Raw genomic sequence first — 15,460 nt, forward strand, 5'->3', positions numbered from 1 at the left:
GTGCGCTGCGCATGGATTCCCCGCGCACGCCCTTGAAAGACATATGCTAAATGACTGATACCACCCTCGTTCCTCCGGCCCTTGCCGAGGCGCTCGCCGCACGTGGCTATGAGAGCCTCACACAAGTGCAATCTGCTGTGATTGCAACAGAGCTGACTGGACAAGACCTCCTCGTTTCCGCCCAAACAGGCTCCGGCAAGACCGTCGCCTTCGGCCTCGCAATGGCCGGTGACCTGCTCGATGGCGCCGAAAAGTTCGGAAATGCCGACGCCCCCCTCGCCCTGATCGTTGCGCCAACCCGCGAACTCGCCCAGCAGGTCGCCCGCGAACTGCAATGGCTTTACGCCTCCACAGGCGCCCGCATGGCCACCTGCGTCGGCGGCATGGACATGCGCGACGAGAAGAAAGCCCTCGCGCGCGGCGCCCATATCGTCGTCGGCACGCCCGGCCGACTGTCGGACCACATCAAGCGCGGCTCGCTGGATACGTCCGGCATCCGCGTTGTCGTCCTCGATGAGGCCGATGAAATGCTCGACATGGGCTTCCGCGACGAGCTGGAGCACATCCTTCAGGATACGCCCGCCGAGCGCCGCACGCTGCTCTTCTCTGCGACTGTGCCAAAAGGCATCGCTGCCCTCGCCGGCCGCTACCAGCGCAATGCCGTGCGCGTCACAACCGAAGCCGAGAAATCCCAGCACGTCGATATTGAATACAAGGCCCTGCTCGTTGCCCCCGGCGACGAAGAGAACGCCATCGTCAATATCGTCCGCCATTCCGACAGCGAAAGCGCGCTCGTCTTCTGCACGACCCGCGCAGCGGTCAACAAGCTGATGAGCCGCATGGGCAACCGGGGCTTCCCCGTCGTCGCCCTCTCCGGCGAACTCAGCCAGAAGGAACGCTCCAACGCGCTCCAGTCCCTGCGTGATGGCCGCGCCCGCGTCTGTATCGCAACCGACGTTGCCGCTCGCGGCCTCGACCTGCAGAACCTCGGCCTCGTCATCCATGCCGACCTGCCGCGCGACCCGCAGACCCTGCTCCACCGTTCGGGCCGTACAGGCCGCGCGGGCCGCAAGGGCGTCAGCGCGCTTCTGGTCGCGCCAAAAGGCCGCCGCCGCGTCGAACGCCTGCTGAACGACGCCAAGATCGATGCGACCTGGGGCAAACCGCCCACGGCCGAAGAAATCAACGCCCTTGATGACGCGCGCCTGCTCGCCGATCCGGCCCTTAGCCGCCCGATCCACGAGAGCGAAGCCGAGATGATCGCCAAGCTGATCGAAACGCACGGCGCCGAACAGGTCGTCGCTGCCTTCCTGCGCAAGAGCCGCGAAGGCCGCTCGGCCCCTGAAGACCTGCGCGACGTTGACGACCGCGCCCCGCCGGCCCGCAAGGAACGCGGCGACCGCGCTGACTGGACCGATCGCAATGACAGCGGCCCCCGCGAGAAACGCCCCCGCGCCGAGCGCAAGGGCTTTGACAATGCCGCCTGGGTCTCACTCAACATCGGCCGCAAGAAGAACGCTGAAGCCCGCTGGCTGCTCCCCATGCTCTGCAAGGCTGGCGGCCTGTCCCGCGAGGATATCGGCGCCATCCGCATCAACCCGGCCAACACGCATGTCGAGCTGACCCGCGAAGCTGCTGACCGCTTCTTCGCGTCCCTCGGTGAAGGGGCCTCGCTTGAGAAGGGCATCCGCGCCTTCCCGCTCGACGGCCCGCCCGCCAAGGAGTTCGACGACGAGCGCCCGGCGCGCCCGGCCCGTCCACCGCACGTCAAACCGCCCTTCAAGAAGACCTCGGCCAAGGGCGAAGGCAACTGGAGCCCTGACGCCAAGCCGGCCTACAAGTCGAAAAAGCCGAAATGGGAAGAGGGCGGCCCTGCCAAGCCCCCCAAGGATCCATCCCTGGCCGACTACATCCAGCACGATGGCCCGAACGACAAGAAGGCCTACAAGGGCAAGCCAAAACCCGGCGGCGCAGCCTCCAGCGGCAAGCCCCCTTTCAAGGGTAAGCCAGCCTTCGCAAAAGGCGGAAAACCGGCAAAAACCTTCAAGAAAAAGCCCCCTCAGGGCTGAGGGTAGCCGAAGCGCCTGAAATACCCAAAATGACACATCACAAGCCCCTGTTTTCATTGCGGAAAACGGGGGCTTTTTTGCACTGCTAAATAGCCCCCGATTCATTTCCCTTATCGGCCAAAACCCCCTATATTTACGGGGTTATCTGACGAATCGACGAGGATGCTGGAATGGCCGACGAAATCATGGGCGAAACCCCCGAATATGGCGCAGACAGCATCAAGGTCCTGAAGGGCCTCGAAGCGGTCCGCAAACGCCCGGGCATGTACATCGGCGACACTGACGATGGCTCAGGCCTGCACCACATGATCTACGAAGTCGTCGACAACGCGATCGACGAGGCCCTGGCCGGCCATGCTGACCGCGTCACCGTCACGCTCCTGCCCGATGGCAGCGCCGAGATCACCGACAATGGCCGCGGCATCCCTGTCGGCAAGCACACGGGCGAAGGCGTCTCCGCCGCTGAGGTCATCATGACCCAGCTCCATGCCGGCGGTAAATTCGACCAGAACTCCTACAAGGTCTCCGGCGGCCTGCACGGCGTCGGCGTCTCGGTCGTCAACGCCCTGTCCGACTGGCTGGAACTGACCATCCACCGCGAAGGCAGCGAACACTGGGTCCGATTTGTGGATGGTGGCCGCGTCGAGGCACCGCTCATCACACGCGGCCCATCACCGATGACCGACAAGGGCAAGCCCTATACCGGCACGGCCGTGCGCTTCATGGTCTCCGCCTCCACGTTCACGATGACCGACTATGACCGCAAGACGCTGGAACACCGCCTGCGCGAGTTGGCCTTCCTGAACTCCGGCGTCCGCATCATCTTCCGCGACGAGCGCGAAGCCGACCCGTTCGAGATCATCCTCGAATACGAGGGCGGCGTGAAAGCCTTCGTCCAGCACATGGACCGCCAGAAAACGCCCATCGTGCCAGACCCGATCTTCGTCACCGGCGAGAAGGATGGCATCACGGTCGAGGCTGCGCTCGAGTGGAATGACAGCTACCACGAGAACGTGCTCTGCTTCACCAACAACATCCCCCAGCGCGACGGCGGCACGCACCTTGCCGGCTTCCGTGGCGCGCTGACGCGCATCATCAACAAATATGCCAACGAGACCGGCATCGCGAAAAAGTCCAAGGTCGAAATCTCGGGCGACGATGCCCGCGAAGGCCTGACCTGCGTGCTCAGCGTCAAGGTGCCCGACCCGAAATTCAGCTCACAGACGAAAGACAAGCTCGTCTCGTCCGAAGTGCGCCCCGTGGTCGAAAGCCTGATGGGCGAGAAACTGTCGGAATGGTTCGAGGAGCATCCGAAGGAAGCTCACGAGATCATGATGAAGATCGTCGAGGCTGCGGCCGCCCGTGAAGCTGCCCGCAAGGCGCGCGAGCTGACGCGCCGCAAGTCCGCGCTCGACATCACAAGCCTGCCCGGCAAGCTTGCCGACTGCCAGGAAAAAGACCCGGCCAAATCCGAAATCTTCATCGTCGAGGGTGATTCCGCTGGCGGCTCCGCCAAGCAGGGCCGGTCCCGTGACAATCAGGCCATCCTGCCCCTGCGCGGCAAGATCCTGAACGTCGAACGCGCCCGCTTCGACAAGATGCTTTCCTCCGATCAGGTCGGCACACTGATCATGGCGCTCGGCGCCGGCATTGGCCGCGACGAGTTCAACATCGAGAAGCTGCGCTACCACAAGATCATCATCATGACCGATGCTGACGTCGATGGCGCGCACATCCGCACGCTGCTGCTCACCTTCTTCTATCGTCAGATGCCGGAGATTATCGAACGCGGCTATCTCTACATCGCCCAGCCGCCGCTCTACAAGGTGACGCGCGGCCGCTCCGAGCGTTACATCAAGGACAATGCCGAACTTGAAGCCTATCTCATCGGCGAGGGCACAACCGGCGAAACGCTGATCCTCGACGATGGCACGCAGATCGGCAGCGAAGACCTGCGCGACCGCGTGCGTCAGGCCGCAAACTTCCGCTCTGCCCTGCGCCGCCTCGCCCTGCGCGCCCCGGCCGACCTCATCGAGCACGCCGCCCTTGCCGGCGCGATGAGTGCCAATGCCGCGCCTGAAACGGCTGATGCCACGGCGGCCCGCCTCAACCTCCTCGCCGAGGAAGGCGAGGACACATGGGAAGGCAAGTTCGAAGATGGCAGCCTCATCCTCCACCGCACAGTGCGCGGCGTGGATGAAGACGCTGTCCTGCCAGCCGCCCTGCTCGCCAGCCAGGATGCCATCCGCCTCGCCGAGCGCGCCGCCGGTCTCGCTGATCTGTACACGAAGCCTGCCATCCTGCGTCAGGAGAAAGGCGGCGACGTCGCCGTCCACGGCCCTGCCTCCCTGCTCGACGCCGTGCTGAACTCCGGCCGCAAGGGCCTCAAGGTCCAGCGCTATAAGGGCCTCGGCGAAATGAACGCCGACCAGCTCTGGGAAACCACCCTCGACTCCAACGCCCGCACCCTGCTGCAGGTCAAAGTCGACCACGCCGACGAAGCCGACGAAATGTTCACGAAACTGATGGGCGACGTCGTGGAGCCAAGACGCGAGTTCATCGAAGAGTTTGCGCTCGAAGCCGAGGTGGATGCCTAGCCTCACAGCCGTGATCCCGGACTTGATCCGGGATCTCAGGCGAAGGCTTCCCGTCGCCACCGCATGAGCCCCCGGCTTTCGCCGGGGATGCGGAGGGGTTGAAATGACAGGCTTGACCCACAGCCGCCTGCCATGATTTTCTTGAGCCCTCGCATGAGGCCCCGGCATGCGCCGGGGACACGGGAATTGAGGAAAACAGCCATGGCTTTCTTCACCTATATCGTGACGAACAAGCCGCGCGGGTCACTCTATTGTGGGCAAACGGACGATATCAACCGCCGCGCCTGGGAACATCGCAACCGCGTCCTCAAGGGCTATTCCCATCAATACAATTGCACCGCGCTCGTCTGGTTCGAAACCTTCGAGTCCCGTGAGAACGCGCTCGCCCGCGAACGCCAGATCAAAAACTGGAAACGCGACTGGAAGATCGAACTGATCGAGGAAGCCAATCCTGACTGGCGCGACCTCGCCGATACGCTGATCTGAACTCTGCCCTACTCTCCACATCCGCTTTCCCGGGCTTGACCCGGGACCTCGTGCGAGGGCTTCCGGTCGCCGCCGCGAGAGACCCCGGATCAAGTCCGGGGATGCGACGTGAGGGAAGCAAGTTCCTGATCCATTTCCTGCTCGCTTACGTAACCATCCCCATGACCACACCTTACGAAACCGGCACACGCGTCGAATGGGACTGGGGCCGCGGCACGGCGCAGGGCTTCATCACCGAGACCTTCACGCAGCCCGTCGCGCGCACGCTTAAGGGCGCCCACGTCAAACGCAACGCCACGGACGACAACCCCGCCTATCTCATCCGCCATGACAGCGGATCAGACGTGCTGAAAAGCCATTCCGAACTGCGCGAGGCCTGACACGTCAGCCCCCTCCTCAGCCGTGATCCCGGACCTGATCCGGGATCTCATGCGAAGGCTTCCCGTCGCCGCCGCGAGAGCCCCCGGATCAAGTCCGGGGATGCGTAGAGTTTGAAATCCAATCTCAGGCCAGCCGCATCTCCACGCCCGCCACGCGCACGCTGCGCCCGTCAACCTCCAGCCCGGCCTCCTTCGCCCGCGCCAACACGTCGTCCCCGTCCGCCAGCGACAGGTCAAACGCCACCAGCCGATCCACGTCGCCCTGGCTGAACACGATATCCCCGTCATCCATCTTCAGCGCATGGCCGCTACCGCCCGCGCCAAGCGCGCTCGCCCAGCGCGCCATCAGGCGTATCGGGTCCGGGCTCGTCAGCTCCGCGCCGATCAGCCGCCCCACTGCGCTGCGCTGGCGCCAGTCCGGCCCGGCCCAACGCCATTCGCCCGCAGGCTTCGGCTGGTCGACCGAGACAATCGCCCCGCCAAGGTCTGCCGGGTGCAGATGGCTGGCCGCAATGTCTTCAAGGTCGATGTCCCACACCCGGCGTATGCCCAGCCTGTCGACCCGCGCGCGCGTCGCGGCCAGGTCCGCCACTTCAAAAATCGCCATGTAGCCGCCCGGCCCGCCGCGCGCCATGAACCGCGCCGCCGGCGCCGTCTCCACCGTCGGCACCACAACTTCCAAGAACTGGTCGCCAATCGCAAACACGCCATTCACCAGGCCAAACTCTGCGACGCCCGGATCAGGGAAAGGCGCCTCAAGCCCGAACACATTTTTCAGCGTGTCGATCGTGTCAGTCGTCTCGCTGGCAATCACCAGCTGGCGCAAGCGCGGGAATGTCATGGGCGGCTCCTCCGGGGCTTCATTTTTGACAGCATCAGGCCACGCGCGCGCCCTTCGTGCAAGGCCGGGCACGTTCGGGCACTATCCGGGCAGCATCCGGGCACTTTTCGGGGTTTTTACGGGGAATCGTTCGGGCATGCCGGCTGCGGGAAAAACCCCCGCTTTTGCAACGCTATCACACACGAATTGACCCCGGCCCCAAAGAGCGCCACCTGAAGCCCATGAGCAGTCATACACACGACCACGATCACGACCACGCGGATCATCAGGGCCATGGCCACAGCCATGACCATTCCCATGCCGCCGACATGACCTCGGCCGACAGCCGCCGTCGTGTAGCGATTGCTGCAGTTCTCACCGGCGCCTTCATGTTCGCTGAAGTGGCGGGCGGCCTCCTCTCCGGCTCGCTCGCCCTGCTGGCAGACGCAGCCCACATGCTCACCGATTGCGGCTCGCTCGTCCTCGCCTGGGTCGGCTACAAGCTGGCCGAGCGCCCGGCCGACCCGCAACGCTCCTTCGGCTTCGCGCGGATGAAGATCCTCGCCGCCTTCACCAACGGCATCCTGTTGATTCTACTGGCCATCTGGATCGTCTGGGAAGCCATCCACCGCCTCATGGACCCGGTCGAAGTCATGGGCGGCATGCTTATGGCCGTCGCCGTGGGCGGGCTCGTGGTCAACATCATTGCCTTCTTCATATTGCATGGCGGCAGCAAGGAAGACCTCAACATGCAGGGCGCGCTCTGGCATGTTGCGGGCGACATGCTCGGCTCTGTCGCGGCCATCGCGGCCGCTGGCATCATCATGGCCACCGGCTGGATGGCCGCCGACCCGATCCTCTCCGTTCTGGTGGCTGGGCTCGTCCTCATTGCGGGCATTCGCATCGCGCGCCAGTCCGGCCACATCCTGCTGGAGGGTACGCCGGAAGGCCTCTCTTCTGCAGATATCAGTGCAGATCTCATCGAACAGGTTTCCGGCGTCAGCAGCGTCTCCCACGTCCACGCCTGGGCCCTGACCGAGACCAAGCGCCTGATCACGCTTGAAGTGACAGCCAAGGAAGGCGCCTGTATCGAGACCGTCCGGCGCGACGTGAAGGCCCGCCTGTCACACGCGTTCGATCTCAGCCACGCAACGGTGGAAGTGGTTTCCAAGCCGCTTTAGCCCTCCTACACGGCCAGATGAGACACCCCGCCCCTTTTACTTTGGGCCGCGAGTCGCCATACCAGTCCTGAACAGTTTCCACGCCCCTTCAGGGAGGCCCCGATGGCCGATACAGACACGAATACCCGCCACGCCGAAATCCTAATCATCGGCTCCGGCCCCGCCGGCTGGACCGCCGCCGTCTATGGCGCACGCGCCATGCGCGACGTCCTCGTCGTCACCGGCATCCAGCCGGGCGGCCAGCTCACCATCACGACAGAGGTCGAGAACTGGCCCGGCGAAAGCCAGATCATGGGCCCCGCCCTGATGGAAAAAATGCACGAACACGCCCTCGCCATGGGCGCCAAAGTCGCTGATGACCACATTGCCAGCGTCGATTTCGACGTGCGCCCCTTCCGCGCCATCGGCGAGAGCGGCACAGTCTACACCGCTGATTCCATCGTCATCTCCACCGGCGCGCAGGCCAAATGGCTCGACCTTCCTTCCGAGCAGAAATTCAAGGGCTTCGGCGTCTCCGCCTGCGCCACATGCGACGGCTTCTTCTATCGCGGGCGCGAAGTCCTCGTCGTTGGCGGCGGCAACACCGCCGTTGAAGAGGCTCTGTTCCTCACGAACTTTGCCTCCAAGGTCACCGTCATCCACCGCCGCGACCATTTCCGCGCCGAGAAAATCCTGCAGGACCGCCTGTTCAAGAATCCCAAGGTCGACGTGCGCTGGAACACGACGCTCGAAGACGTGCTGGGCGATACCGACCCACTCGGCGTCACGGCGGCGCGCCTGAAGAATGTTGAAACCGGCGAGACAGAAGACTTGCCCGTCCATGGCATCTTCATCGCCATCGGCCACGCCCCTGCGACGGAACTCTTCACCGGTAAGCTCGCGATGAAGCCGAACGGCTACCTGATCACCGCGCCCGATTCGACCGCGACCGACATTCCCGGTGTCTTTGCTGCGGGCGACGTCACCGACGAGACCTATCGCCAGGCCGTCACCGCTGCCGGCATGGGCTGCATGGCCGCGCTCGAAGCCGAACGCTTCCTCTCCGAACAGGAAGCCCACGCCGAGACCGTCGCCGCCGAATAGGCCCTACAGCATCCCCTCTGCAAGCGCCTCGATATCGCGGCTCTTCGGGCTGGCCATGGCGTCTGCAAGCGTGCGGGCCCGATCCTGCATGACGCGCTCGAGTTCATCGTCCACGGGCGCCGCCAGCGCCGCATTCAGCGCGTCCGAAATCTCGTTGCGATACTTGCGGGCATTGAGCGTCGCCAGCGCCCTCGCGAACTGCCAGTTCAGGGCGGCATCGCCCGGTGACGCGGCCGCCGCCGCCTCGTAATGGGCCTCGGCGGCATCAAGGCTCGCGCCCATGATCATCGCGCCCAGCATGCCGCCCCGGCGCATCACTTCCAGGTTCCAGACGGCCAGAAAACCATGAGCATAGGCATTGTGCGGGTCGTCCCGCAGGACGGCCTCCGCGAGCTGCCGCGCCTCCTCACCATAACCGGAATCACGCGCCTCCCTCAGGCTCATCGGACGCGCCATCAGCGACAGCGCAATCGCTTTCTGCAGGCGCCCTTCGACATGACCCGGCTGCACGGACAGCGCGTCATTCGCCTCATTCAGGGCACTCTGGAGCAGGGTCTGGGGCGGCTCTGTGTCACCACTGATCGCTTTCGCCAGCAGGCTGCGCGCGCTGAAAGCACAGGCATCTGCCCCGTGATCTGCAGCAACATCAGCGATTGCCGCATCGTAATGGCCAGCCGTATAGGCCTCCATAGCCGACGGGCTCTGGCCCCAGGCGGGCTGGAAAACCATAAAAATCAGGAATGACATCACCGACAGCACGACGCGTATCATATAGCCAATCTAGGGCGGTCGGAGAGGTTCGGCCAGCGCAATGTAAAATGACGCGCAAAAGCAGCAGGAGACACGCTTGCGAGGCGGCTCACACCCGTGTAAGAGGCGCCCTCGCATCCAGCGAAACGGTTCGGTAGCTCAGCTGGTTAGAGCGCGCGACTCATAATCGCGAGGTCGGGAGTTCAAGTCTCCCCCGAACCACCACTCCTCCATCGCGTAGGGATCAATTCGCCTGCAGGGCGATGTCGGCATACTGGATGTCGTGTCGGTCATCTCCGATGGCTACCGGTACGACAAGTTCGCTGATACGCGGCATGGCGGAACGAAAGGCGACTTCGAAACTGGTCGTTACGCCAGCGGGAATGTCGGCGTCCTGGTCGCCCGTCATTTCGATGACGCGCGAAGCGGCCCTCTTCTCGGTCCCGGCGTCATCCGTTGCGGTTGCCCGATCCAGCCTGAACTGCACCGTCGCGTCCGTTGTATTATGCACGTCGAACGTGCAGGTCGGATTGTCCGGGTTGGCGCAACCGAGGAAAACGAATTCCAGTCCGCTGAGCGTCAAAAGACCACCGGGCTGATAGGCTTGGTCGCGCCGCGCGGTCTTGATAGCAGGTGGTTCCGCATCACCGAGATTGAGGTTCGTGAACGCCTTCGGATAGGCCTCGTATTCGACATTGAGCTCCGGCCAGAAGGCCTGGAAGAATTCAGCCGGCGACCGGAAGGTCACGTCCCAACTCGTAACGATTCCCGGCGGCAGCTCCCCCTCCGACTTGCCGCTCAGGCTGAGGACCGATTGGGCCGCTTTTCGCTGCAGACTCTGGCTGTTGAAGGCCAGTCCGCCATAGGTCGAGATTTTTCGGTCGCTGGTGCCGGTATTCATCAGGTCGAACCGGCAGATCGGCGCGTCAGGGTTGGCGCAGCCGAGGAAATGCACCGCCACGTTATCAACTTCATACGCGTATTCGGGATGATCCGGATCCACCGGGCGCATGGCCCGCACATCCACCTGCCGTCCGCCGCGAATGGCAATGTCCCGGAATTCCTTGTTGAATTCGACAGTGTTCACATGCAGTTCGAAACGGACCAACTGGAAGATGTTGGCGGGGCGATTATAGGTCACCTCGATCTGCGAGGCCTCAAGCGAGGGGATGTCCCACGTATAGTGAGAAGAGGCGACGATATTACGTCCCTTGTCGTCCAGCCACCGGCCCTGCTCATTGATGGCCGAGGATGACCCGATCCAGAACTTCACGGTATCGGGCGTCGTATTCATGACTGACAGGACGCATTTTGGCGCATCGGGGTTTTCACACCCCAGGAATTCGAATTGCAGGCCGGACAGCTCAAACTTCGCTCCGGGAATGGCCTTTACCGCATTCTTCTCGGCCGTTTCGGCCTTCAGTTTCTTCACCCGCGTCTGCAGGACCGGATTGTCCGGGTCGAGTTCCAGCGCCTTCTGATAGGCCGCCAGCGCCTTGGCCGGGTCGGAGGGCACGAGGATATCGCCAGCATTGCGCAGCAGGTCGGCGCGGCCCTGCGCCGGGATCGCTTCGCTCGCGCCGGAGGTTTCAGCCGTGGTAACCAACTTTTCGGCGGCCGCTTCGGCCTGCCCGGAAACCGCCAGGAAACGCGCATCAGTCAGCGTCGGGTCTTCAGACGCCAGCAGGGATGTGAGCGCGGCCTCGTAATTGTCCTGTTGATCGGCAGACACATTCTCGCCGCGGGCATCGGCGCCCGCCATGGCGGACGTGATGGAGGCCTGAACGATCATCGCGATCCGCTCCTCGCTGAGCTGGAGCTGCTCCTTCACATCGGCGCGGGTCGCGGCGTTCTGGTCGGGAAAGAGCCGGCCGCGGATTTCGTCATTGACGAAGACATAGATCCCGAGAACCGCTGAAAGGACGCCCACGGTCCAGGCAAAACGCGACCAGAAATGTCCCGTGGATTGATTATCGTTGGCCATGCTGCCCTCCCCTGAATCTCAGGAGAAAAAGCTAACCAACGTGTGTCTCAAGGCCAGAATTTTCTGGATTTGCGCGGGTCTGCCCGAGGGAGTGTGATGCAATAATGCAACACATCTTGGAATGCCCCTTTCCCCTGCAGGCCATGCCTGCAGGGAACAATAGCCTTGGCGTCCCGTTGGCTTTTCTGAGGCAGCTCACACAACAGGGACATTACCATGATTAAATTAGCGCTCGTATTTCTGCTGATCGCAGCAGTGGCCGGTATTCTTGGGTTTAGCGGACTCGCTGGCGCGGCGGCAAATATCGCCATGTTTCTGTTCGCCGTGGCATTGATCATCTTTGTTGTACTGCTGGTTCTAGGGCTTACCGTATACAAGAAAATCACGTGAGCGGCGGCAGAGACCCATCAACTTTATGGGGCTTCACGGCGCGGCTGTTATTGACGATTCTTCTGATCGCGCTGGCGCTGTTCCTGTGGGTGGTGAGAGACGCCGTCCTGCTTGGCTTTGCAGCGGTGTTGCTGGCAATTGCAGTGCACGGCGTCGCGGATGCCTTGATGAAGGTCGCGCCACTTCCCCGACCCGCAGCATTGGGCGTGGGCGCGCTCCTGATTGTTGCGATCCTCACCGGTATTCTGTGGCTTTTCGGCGCTCAACTCAGCGCCGAGCTATCCGGCGTATTTGAGCGTCTCCCGCAGGCGTGGGAGCAGGCAAAGGAAACGTTGCAGGGCAATCCTGTTGGCGCTGCTATTGTCTCCGAAATTCAGCATCTTACGTCAGGCGATAGTGGCGGATCTGCGATTGACATGATCTCAAGCGCCGGTGGCTTTGCCCTACCCGCAGCGTCAGGAATGACAACGGCGCTGCTTGTATTCTTTACTGCGGCATTTCTTACGAGCTCCGCGTCTGTCTATCGCCGTGGCGCGCTTCTCCTCATTCCCAAGGGGCCCGATGAAAAGGTGGGTGCAGCACTCGACTATTCAGCGCTCGCACTGAAAAAGTGGTTATTGGGCATAACGGTCGACATGATGATAATCACCGTTCTTCTGGCCATCGCGCTGTGGGCTTTGGGTATTCCGGCGTTCATCGGGCTTGCATTGCTGGCGGGCTTTTCGCAATTCGTGCCTACGGTCGGTCCGCTGATAGCGGCCATTCCCGGCATATTGCTGGCTTTCACAATTGGTCCAATGACCGCCCTGTACACTGCGGCGGCCTATCTCGTCATTTCACAGCTTGAGGCCAATCTGATCTACCCGATCATTCAGAAAAAGGCGGCCTCCATTCCACCCGCCCTGAATCTCGTGGCCATACTTGCCTTCGGGATGCTCTTCGGACCTCTTGGTGTGCTTCTCGCTACGCCGATCCTGATTGTCGTCACCGTGTGGATAACGAAGCTTTACGTGCAGGACACACTTGGCAAGGATGCTTCGATCCCGGGCGATTAGCGCCAGGACAGCCCGGCTCAGTCAGCCCAGCACGTCAACATCACGCCCGCTTCGCGCCCAGTTCCCAGCCGGTGTCTTCGTCCGCCATCAGCACGTCAGCGAGCGTTGCCACCAGCGCGCGGGGCCGGATGGGCTTTTCGATGAGCGCGGTAAAGCCGACCGCTTCGCAGGCGGCACGGCGCTCGGCGCTGAGGTCAGCGGTAACAGCCAGGATCGGGGTCAGCTGGTTCGGCCCGTCGGAGCAGCGCAGCGCCCGGACAACCATTTCGCCATTGACGCCCGGCATGTGAATGTCGGTCAGGATCGCCTGGTAGCGCGCGGCCATGGCATTGGCGATCGCCGCTTCGCCATTGGCAACAGTGTCGACCTTCCACCCGGCCGCGGTCAGGGCCCGCGACATGACAAGCGTACTGACATCATGGTCTTCCGCGATCAGGATATGGCCCAGCGTCAGGCTGCGCCTACGCGGCTTGTTCGGCGCCTGCGCGGCGAGGCGCGGCCCGGCGCGCAGCACAGGCAGGGTGACGGTGAACACCGTGCCGCCGCCCGGATTGTCCGCCAGCGCGATCTTACCGCCGAGGCGTGCCGTCAGCCCCTTGGCGATGGAGAGGCCGAGGCCCGAACCGCCATGCGTCTGGGCCGTCGTCGCGTTCGCCTGCTCGAACGCGTTGAACATACGGGCCTTGTCGCTGTCGGAGATGCCGCAGCCCGTGTCGGACACGGCCATGCGCAGCGACAGCTTACCTGCCGTCTCGTCCGTCGCGAGCACGACGCTGACATGGCCCTGCTCGGTGAATTTCAGCGCATTACTCATCAGATTGAACAGGATCTGGCGAATGCGCATGGCATCGGCCTCGATCCGCATCACGCTGGTGGACTCCACCTGAATGCGCAGGTCCAGCCGCTTGCCGGCAATGCGCGACTGCCAGAGGTCGCGCGCTTCGGCGGCAAACTCGTGCAGGTCGAACGGCAATGGGTTGATGGGCAGCTTGCCCGCCTCAAGGCGCGACAGGTCCAACAGGTCGCCCAGCAGGCGGTCGAGATGATTGCCGCTCTCGCTGATCGTGCGGGCGAGGCGGCGCGGTTCAGCGCCGGACACGCTGTCCTGCAATATGTCGGCGACGCCCAGAATGCCGGTCAGCGGCGTGCGGATTTCATGGCTGAGGAAAGCCAGGAAATGCGCCTTGTCACGGGCGACGTCCCGCGCACTGGTCCGGGCCTCGGCAAGGCGCTTTCTGGCCCCTTGCATGGCTTGCGCACGCTGGGCATTTTCCTGCGCCACGGCCGAGAGGATGGCCCGGGGACTGACCAGGCCGCTATAGCGCCCCTCATGGATGACGATCACGCCGTCGGTCAGGGCAGACGTATTCCCGTCAGCGGCCAGCTTGGCGATCAGGGCAACGGATGTGCCTGTCTCCACCATGACCGGATTGGGCGTCATGAAATTGGTGATGCAGCGCGCAGCATAGATTTCGCGGCCGCCGGGCCCGGCCATGATTTCGGTCAGGCGCCCACGCGTGACGTGGCCAAGCGCGGCGCCATTGACCACGATGGGCAAGGCAAAAAGGGCAGAATCGGAGAGGAAGAGACCAAGCGCCGCCGAGGCGGACGTCTCGGCGTTGATGGGACGGATGGCGACCGCAATATCCTCTATACGCACCGGCATTGGTTAAGACGCATCCCTTCCCCGTTAAGGATGGGACTTTCCGCCAAAATCGTTTACGCGCCGCAAACGTATCCCTAACGGAAAGTAAACCGGACGCCGAATGCAGGAACGCCCGGACCAATGGCCCGGGCGTTCTTCAGGTCTGCAGAAGGGGCGTTTCAGCCCGTTCGCTGCCTATTTGATCTCGCCGCGATGGGTGACGATCTTGTTCACGAGGCCATATTCCACGGCTTCCTCGGCGCTCATCCAGAAGTCACGATCTGTGTCCTTCTTGATCTGGTCGAGGCTTTTGCCTGTGGCTTCAGCGAAAATCTGGTTCAGGCGTTCGCGCATCTTGATGATCTCGCGCGCCTGGATTTCCACGTCCGTCGCCTGGCCGCCAACGCCGCCGCGGGGTTCATGAAGCAGGAAGCGGGTGTTCTTCAGGGCGTAGCGGTTCTCTTTCTGCGCGGCCGAATAGATCAGCGCGCCAGCCGAAGCGACCCAGCCAGTCCCGAGGATTTTCACCGGTGCGCCGACAAACTTGATCATGTCATGGATCATGTCGCCGCTCTCGACGTGGCCGCCGGGCGAGGAAATGACGAGCAGGATCGGCTTGTCGCTCTCCGAAGACAGCGCCAGCAGGCGTTCGCAGACGCGCTTGGCCTGTTTGAAGTCGATCCCGCCGGTCAGCAGGATGGTGCGGGCCTTGAAGAGGGCTTCTTCAAGGAACGCATTCGGCTCGCCCATTGGCGGGCTTTCGGCTTCTTCGTCATCAAGGCGTGAATAAGGGGACATGTCATCTCCGGCAGAGGGATATTCGATTGGCACCATAGGTGAGGCGCCACGGCGCCCGGGTCAAGGCTGGAGAGGTTAAACCCGTGGAAAACGCTGTTTTTGCTCGTGTCCTTCATCTTCCCCCGCTTGTGGGGGAAGTGGGCTTCGGCCCGTCAGGGCTGAAGGTCGATGGGGGATTCGTGTGCGGGAATGCCCCCTCCGACCCCTTTGGGGCCACCTCCC

13 protein-coding genes and 1 tRNA gene are annotated in these 15,460 nt (G+C 63.0%); 9 read left to right on the forward strand and 5 right to left on the reverse strand.

What is annotated here, in order from left to right:
* The first annotated feature begins 50 nt into the window (after positions 1 to 50).
* The 4 genes from HOC_RS04165 to HOC_RS04180 all read left to right on the forward strand — a co-directional run bounded on the left by HOC_RS04165 (position 51) and on the right by HOC_RS04180 (position 5,532).
* Positions 51 to 2,069 carry a DEAD/DEAH box helicase gene (locus HOC_RS04165; RefSeq protein WP_035536052.1) on the forward strand — a complete coding sequence of 673 codons (2,019 nt, stop codon included), beginning with the start codon at positions 51 to 53 and terminating at the stop codon, positions 2,067 to 2,069.
* Positions 2,070 to 2,239: 170 nt separating this feature from the next.
* On the forward strand, positions 2,240 to 4,666 hold the full coding sequence (gene gyrB, locus HOC_RS04170) for a DNA topoisomerase (ATP-hydrolyzing) subunit B (RefSeq protein ID WP_035536053.1): 2,427 nt from the start codon (positions 2,240 to 2,242) through the stop codon (positions 4,664 to 4,666).
* A 201-nt stretch (positions 4,667 to 4,867) separates the two neighbouring features.
* Positions 4,868 to 5,152 carry a GIY-YIG nuclease family protein gene (locus HOC_RS04175; RefSeq protein WP_035536055.1) on the forward strand — a complete coding sequence of 95 codons (285 nt, stop codon included), beginning with the start codon at positions 4,868 to 4,870 and terminating at the stop codon, positions 5,150 to 5,152.
* A gap of 101 nt (positions 5,153 to 5,253) precedes the next feature.
* Positions 5,254 to 5,532: a hypervirulence associated TUDOR domain-containing protein gene (locus HOC_RS04180; protein ID WP_241766892.1), complete on the forward strand. Its 279-nt coding sequence runs from the start codon at positions 5,254 to 5,256 to the stop codon at positions 5,530 to 5,532.
* 124 nt (positions 5,533 to 5,656) lie between these two features.
* On the opposite strand, the gene HOC_RS21025 is transcribed toward HOC_RS04180, so the two are convergent.
* The gene (locus HOC_RS21025) at positions 5,657 to 6,373 is read right to left on the reverse strand and encodes a VOC family protein (RefSeq protein WP_051624508.1); all 717 of its coding nucleotides are present in this window, start codon (positions 6,371 to 6,373) and stop codon (positions 5,657 to 5,659) included.
* Between the two features lie 221 nt (positions 6,374 to 6,594).
* Here HOC_RS21025 and HOC_RS04190 point away from each other — a divergent pair, with 221 nt between their 5' ends.
* Together HOC_RS04190 and trxB are read left to right on the forward strand one after the other, a co-directional pair.
* Positions 6,595 to 7,533 (forward strand): cation diffusion facilitator family transporter, encoded by a 939-nt coding sequence (locus tag HOC_RS04190; protein ID WP_035536242.1) that lies wholly within the window; start codon positions 6,595 to 6,597, stop codon positions 7,531 to 7,533.
* 102 nt (positions 7,534 to 7,635) lie between these two features.
* Positions 7,636 to 8,616, forward strand: a complete 981-nt coding sequence (trxB, locus tag HOC_RS04195; protein ID WP_035536056.1) for a thioredoxin-disulfide reductase — start codon at positions 7,636 to 7,638, stop codon at positions 8,614 to 8,616.
* 3 nt (positions 8,617 to 8,619) lie between these two features.
* Here the strand turns inward: trxB and HOC_RS04200 are convergent, their stop codons facing one another.
* Positions 8,620 to 9,387 (reverse strand): hypothetical protein, encoded by a 768-nt coding sequence (locus HOC_RS04200; protein WP_035536057.1) that lies wholly within the window; start codon positions 9,385 to 9,387, stop codon positions 8,620 to 8,622.
* Between the two features lie 127 nt (positions 9,388 to 9,514).
* Between HOC_RS04200 and HOC_RS04205 the strand changes: the two genes are divergently transcribed.
* A tRNA-Met gene (locus tag HOC_RS04205) sits at positions 9,515 to 9,591 on the forward strand.
* Positions 9,592 to 9,610: 19 nt separating this feature from the next.
* On the opposite strand, the gene HOC_RS04210 is transcribed toward HOC_RS04205, so the two are convergent.
* Complete coding sequence (locus HOC_RS04210; protein ID WP_035536058.1) at positions 9,611 to 11,350, reverse strand: tetratricopeptide repeat protein; 1,740 nt, start codon at positions 11,348 to 11,350, stop codon at positions 9,611 to 9,613.
* A gap of 216 nt (positions 11,351 to 11,566) precedes the next feature.
* On the opposite strand from HOC_RS04210, the gene HOC_RS04215 reads away from it, so the two are divergent.
* Both HOC_RS04215 and HOC_RS04220 read left to right on the forward strand, forming a co-directional pair.
* Positions 11,567 to 11,740, forward strand: coding sequence for a DUF1328 family protein (locus HOC_RS04215; protein ID WP_156950372.1), 174 nt, complete (start codon positions 11,567 to 11,569; stop codon positions 11,738 to 11,740).
* Entirely contained in the window at positions 11,737 to 12,795 is a 1,059-nt protein-coding gene (locus tag HOC_RS04220; RefSeq protein WP_162174802.1) for an AI-2E family transporter, read from the forward strand. Before HOC_RS04215 ends, HOC_RS04220 begins: the two co-directional genes overlap by 4 nt.
* Before the next feature lie 40 nt (positions 12,796 to 12,835).
* Here the strand turns inward: HOC_RS04220 and HOC_RS04225 are convergent, their stop codons facing one another.
* Positions 12,836 to 14,461 carry an ATP-binding protein gene (locus tag HOC_RS04225; RefSeq protein WP_035536060.1) on the reverse strand — a complete coding sequence of 542 codons (1,626 nt, stop codon included), beginning with the start codon at positions 14,459 to 14,461 and terminating at the stop codon, positions 12,836 to 12,838.
* 174 nt (positions 14,462 to 14,635) lie between these two features.
* Positions 14,636 to 15,238 (reverse strand): ATP-dependent Clp protease proteolytic subunit, encoded by a 603-nt coding sequence (locus tag HOC_RS04230; protein ID WP_035536246.1) that lies wholly within the window; start codon positions 15,236 to 15,238, stop codon positions 14,636 to 14,638.
* Between the last annotated feature and the right edge of the window lie 222 nt (positions 15,239 to 15,460).

Origin of the sequence: Hyphomonas oceanitis SCH89 (genome assembly GCF_000685295.1) — a bacterium.
Taxonomy (GTDB): domain Bacteria; phylum Pseudomonadota; class Alphaproteobacteria; order Caulobacterales; family Hyphomonadaceae; genus Hyphomonas; species Hyphomonas oceanitis.

Bases quoted from the DNA above. Each gene is read 5' to 3' on its own strand.
- HOC_RS04165 (WP_035536052.1), top strand. From the start codon at position 51: ATGACTGATACCACCCTCGTTCCTCCGGCCCTTGCCGAGGCGCTCGCC.
- gyrB (WP_035536053.1), top strand. From the start codon at position 2,240: ATGGCCGACGAAATCATGGGCGAAACCCCCGAATATGGCGCAGACAGC.
- HOC_RS04175 (WP_035536055.1), top strand. From the start codon at position 4,868: ATGGCTTTCTTCACCTATATCGTGACGAACAAGCCGCGCGGGTCACTC.
- HOC_RS04180 (WP_241766892.1), top strand. From the start codon at position 5,254: ATGCGACGTGAGGGAAGCAAGTTCCTGATCCATTTCCTGCTCGCTTAC.
- HOC_RS21025 (WP_051624508.1), bottom strand. From the start codon at position 6,373: ATGACATTCCCGCGCTTGCGCCAGCTGGTGATTGCCAGCGAGACGACT.
- HOC_RS04190 (WP_035536242.1), top strand. From the start codon at position 6,595: ATGAGCAGTCATACACACGACCACGATCACGACCACGCGGATCATCAG.
- trxB (WP_035536056.1), top strand. From the start codon at position 7,636: ATGGCCGATACAGACACGAATACCCGCCACGCCGAAATCCTAATCATC.
- HOC_RS04200 (WP_035536057.1), bottom strand. From the start codon at position 9,387: ATGATACGCGTCGTGCTGTCGGTGATGTCATTCCTGATTTTTATGGTT.
- HOC_RS04210 (WP_035536058.1), bottom strand. From the start codon at position 11,350: ATGGCCAACGATAATCAATCCACGGGACATTTCTGGTCGCGTTTTGCC.
- HOC_RS04215 (WP_156950372.1), top strand. From the start codon at position 11,567: ATGATTAAATTAGCGCTCGTATTTCTGCTGATCGCAGCAGTGGCCGGT.
- HOC_RS04225 (WP_035536060.1), bottom strand. From the start codon at position 14,461: ATGCCGGTGCGTATAGAGGATATTGCGGTCGCCATCCGTCCCATCAAC.
- HOC_RS04230 (WP_035536246.1), bottom strand. From the start codon at position 15,238: ATGTCCCCTTATTCACGCCTTGATGACGAAGAAGCCGAAAGCCCGCCA.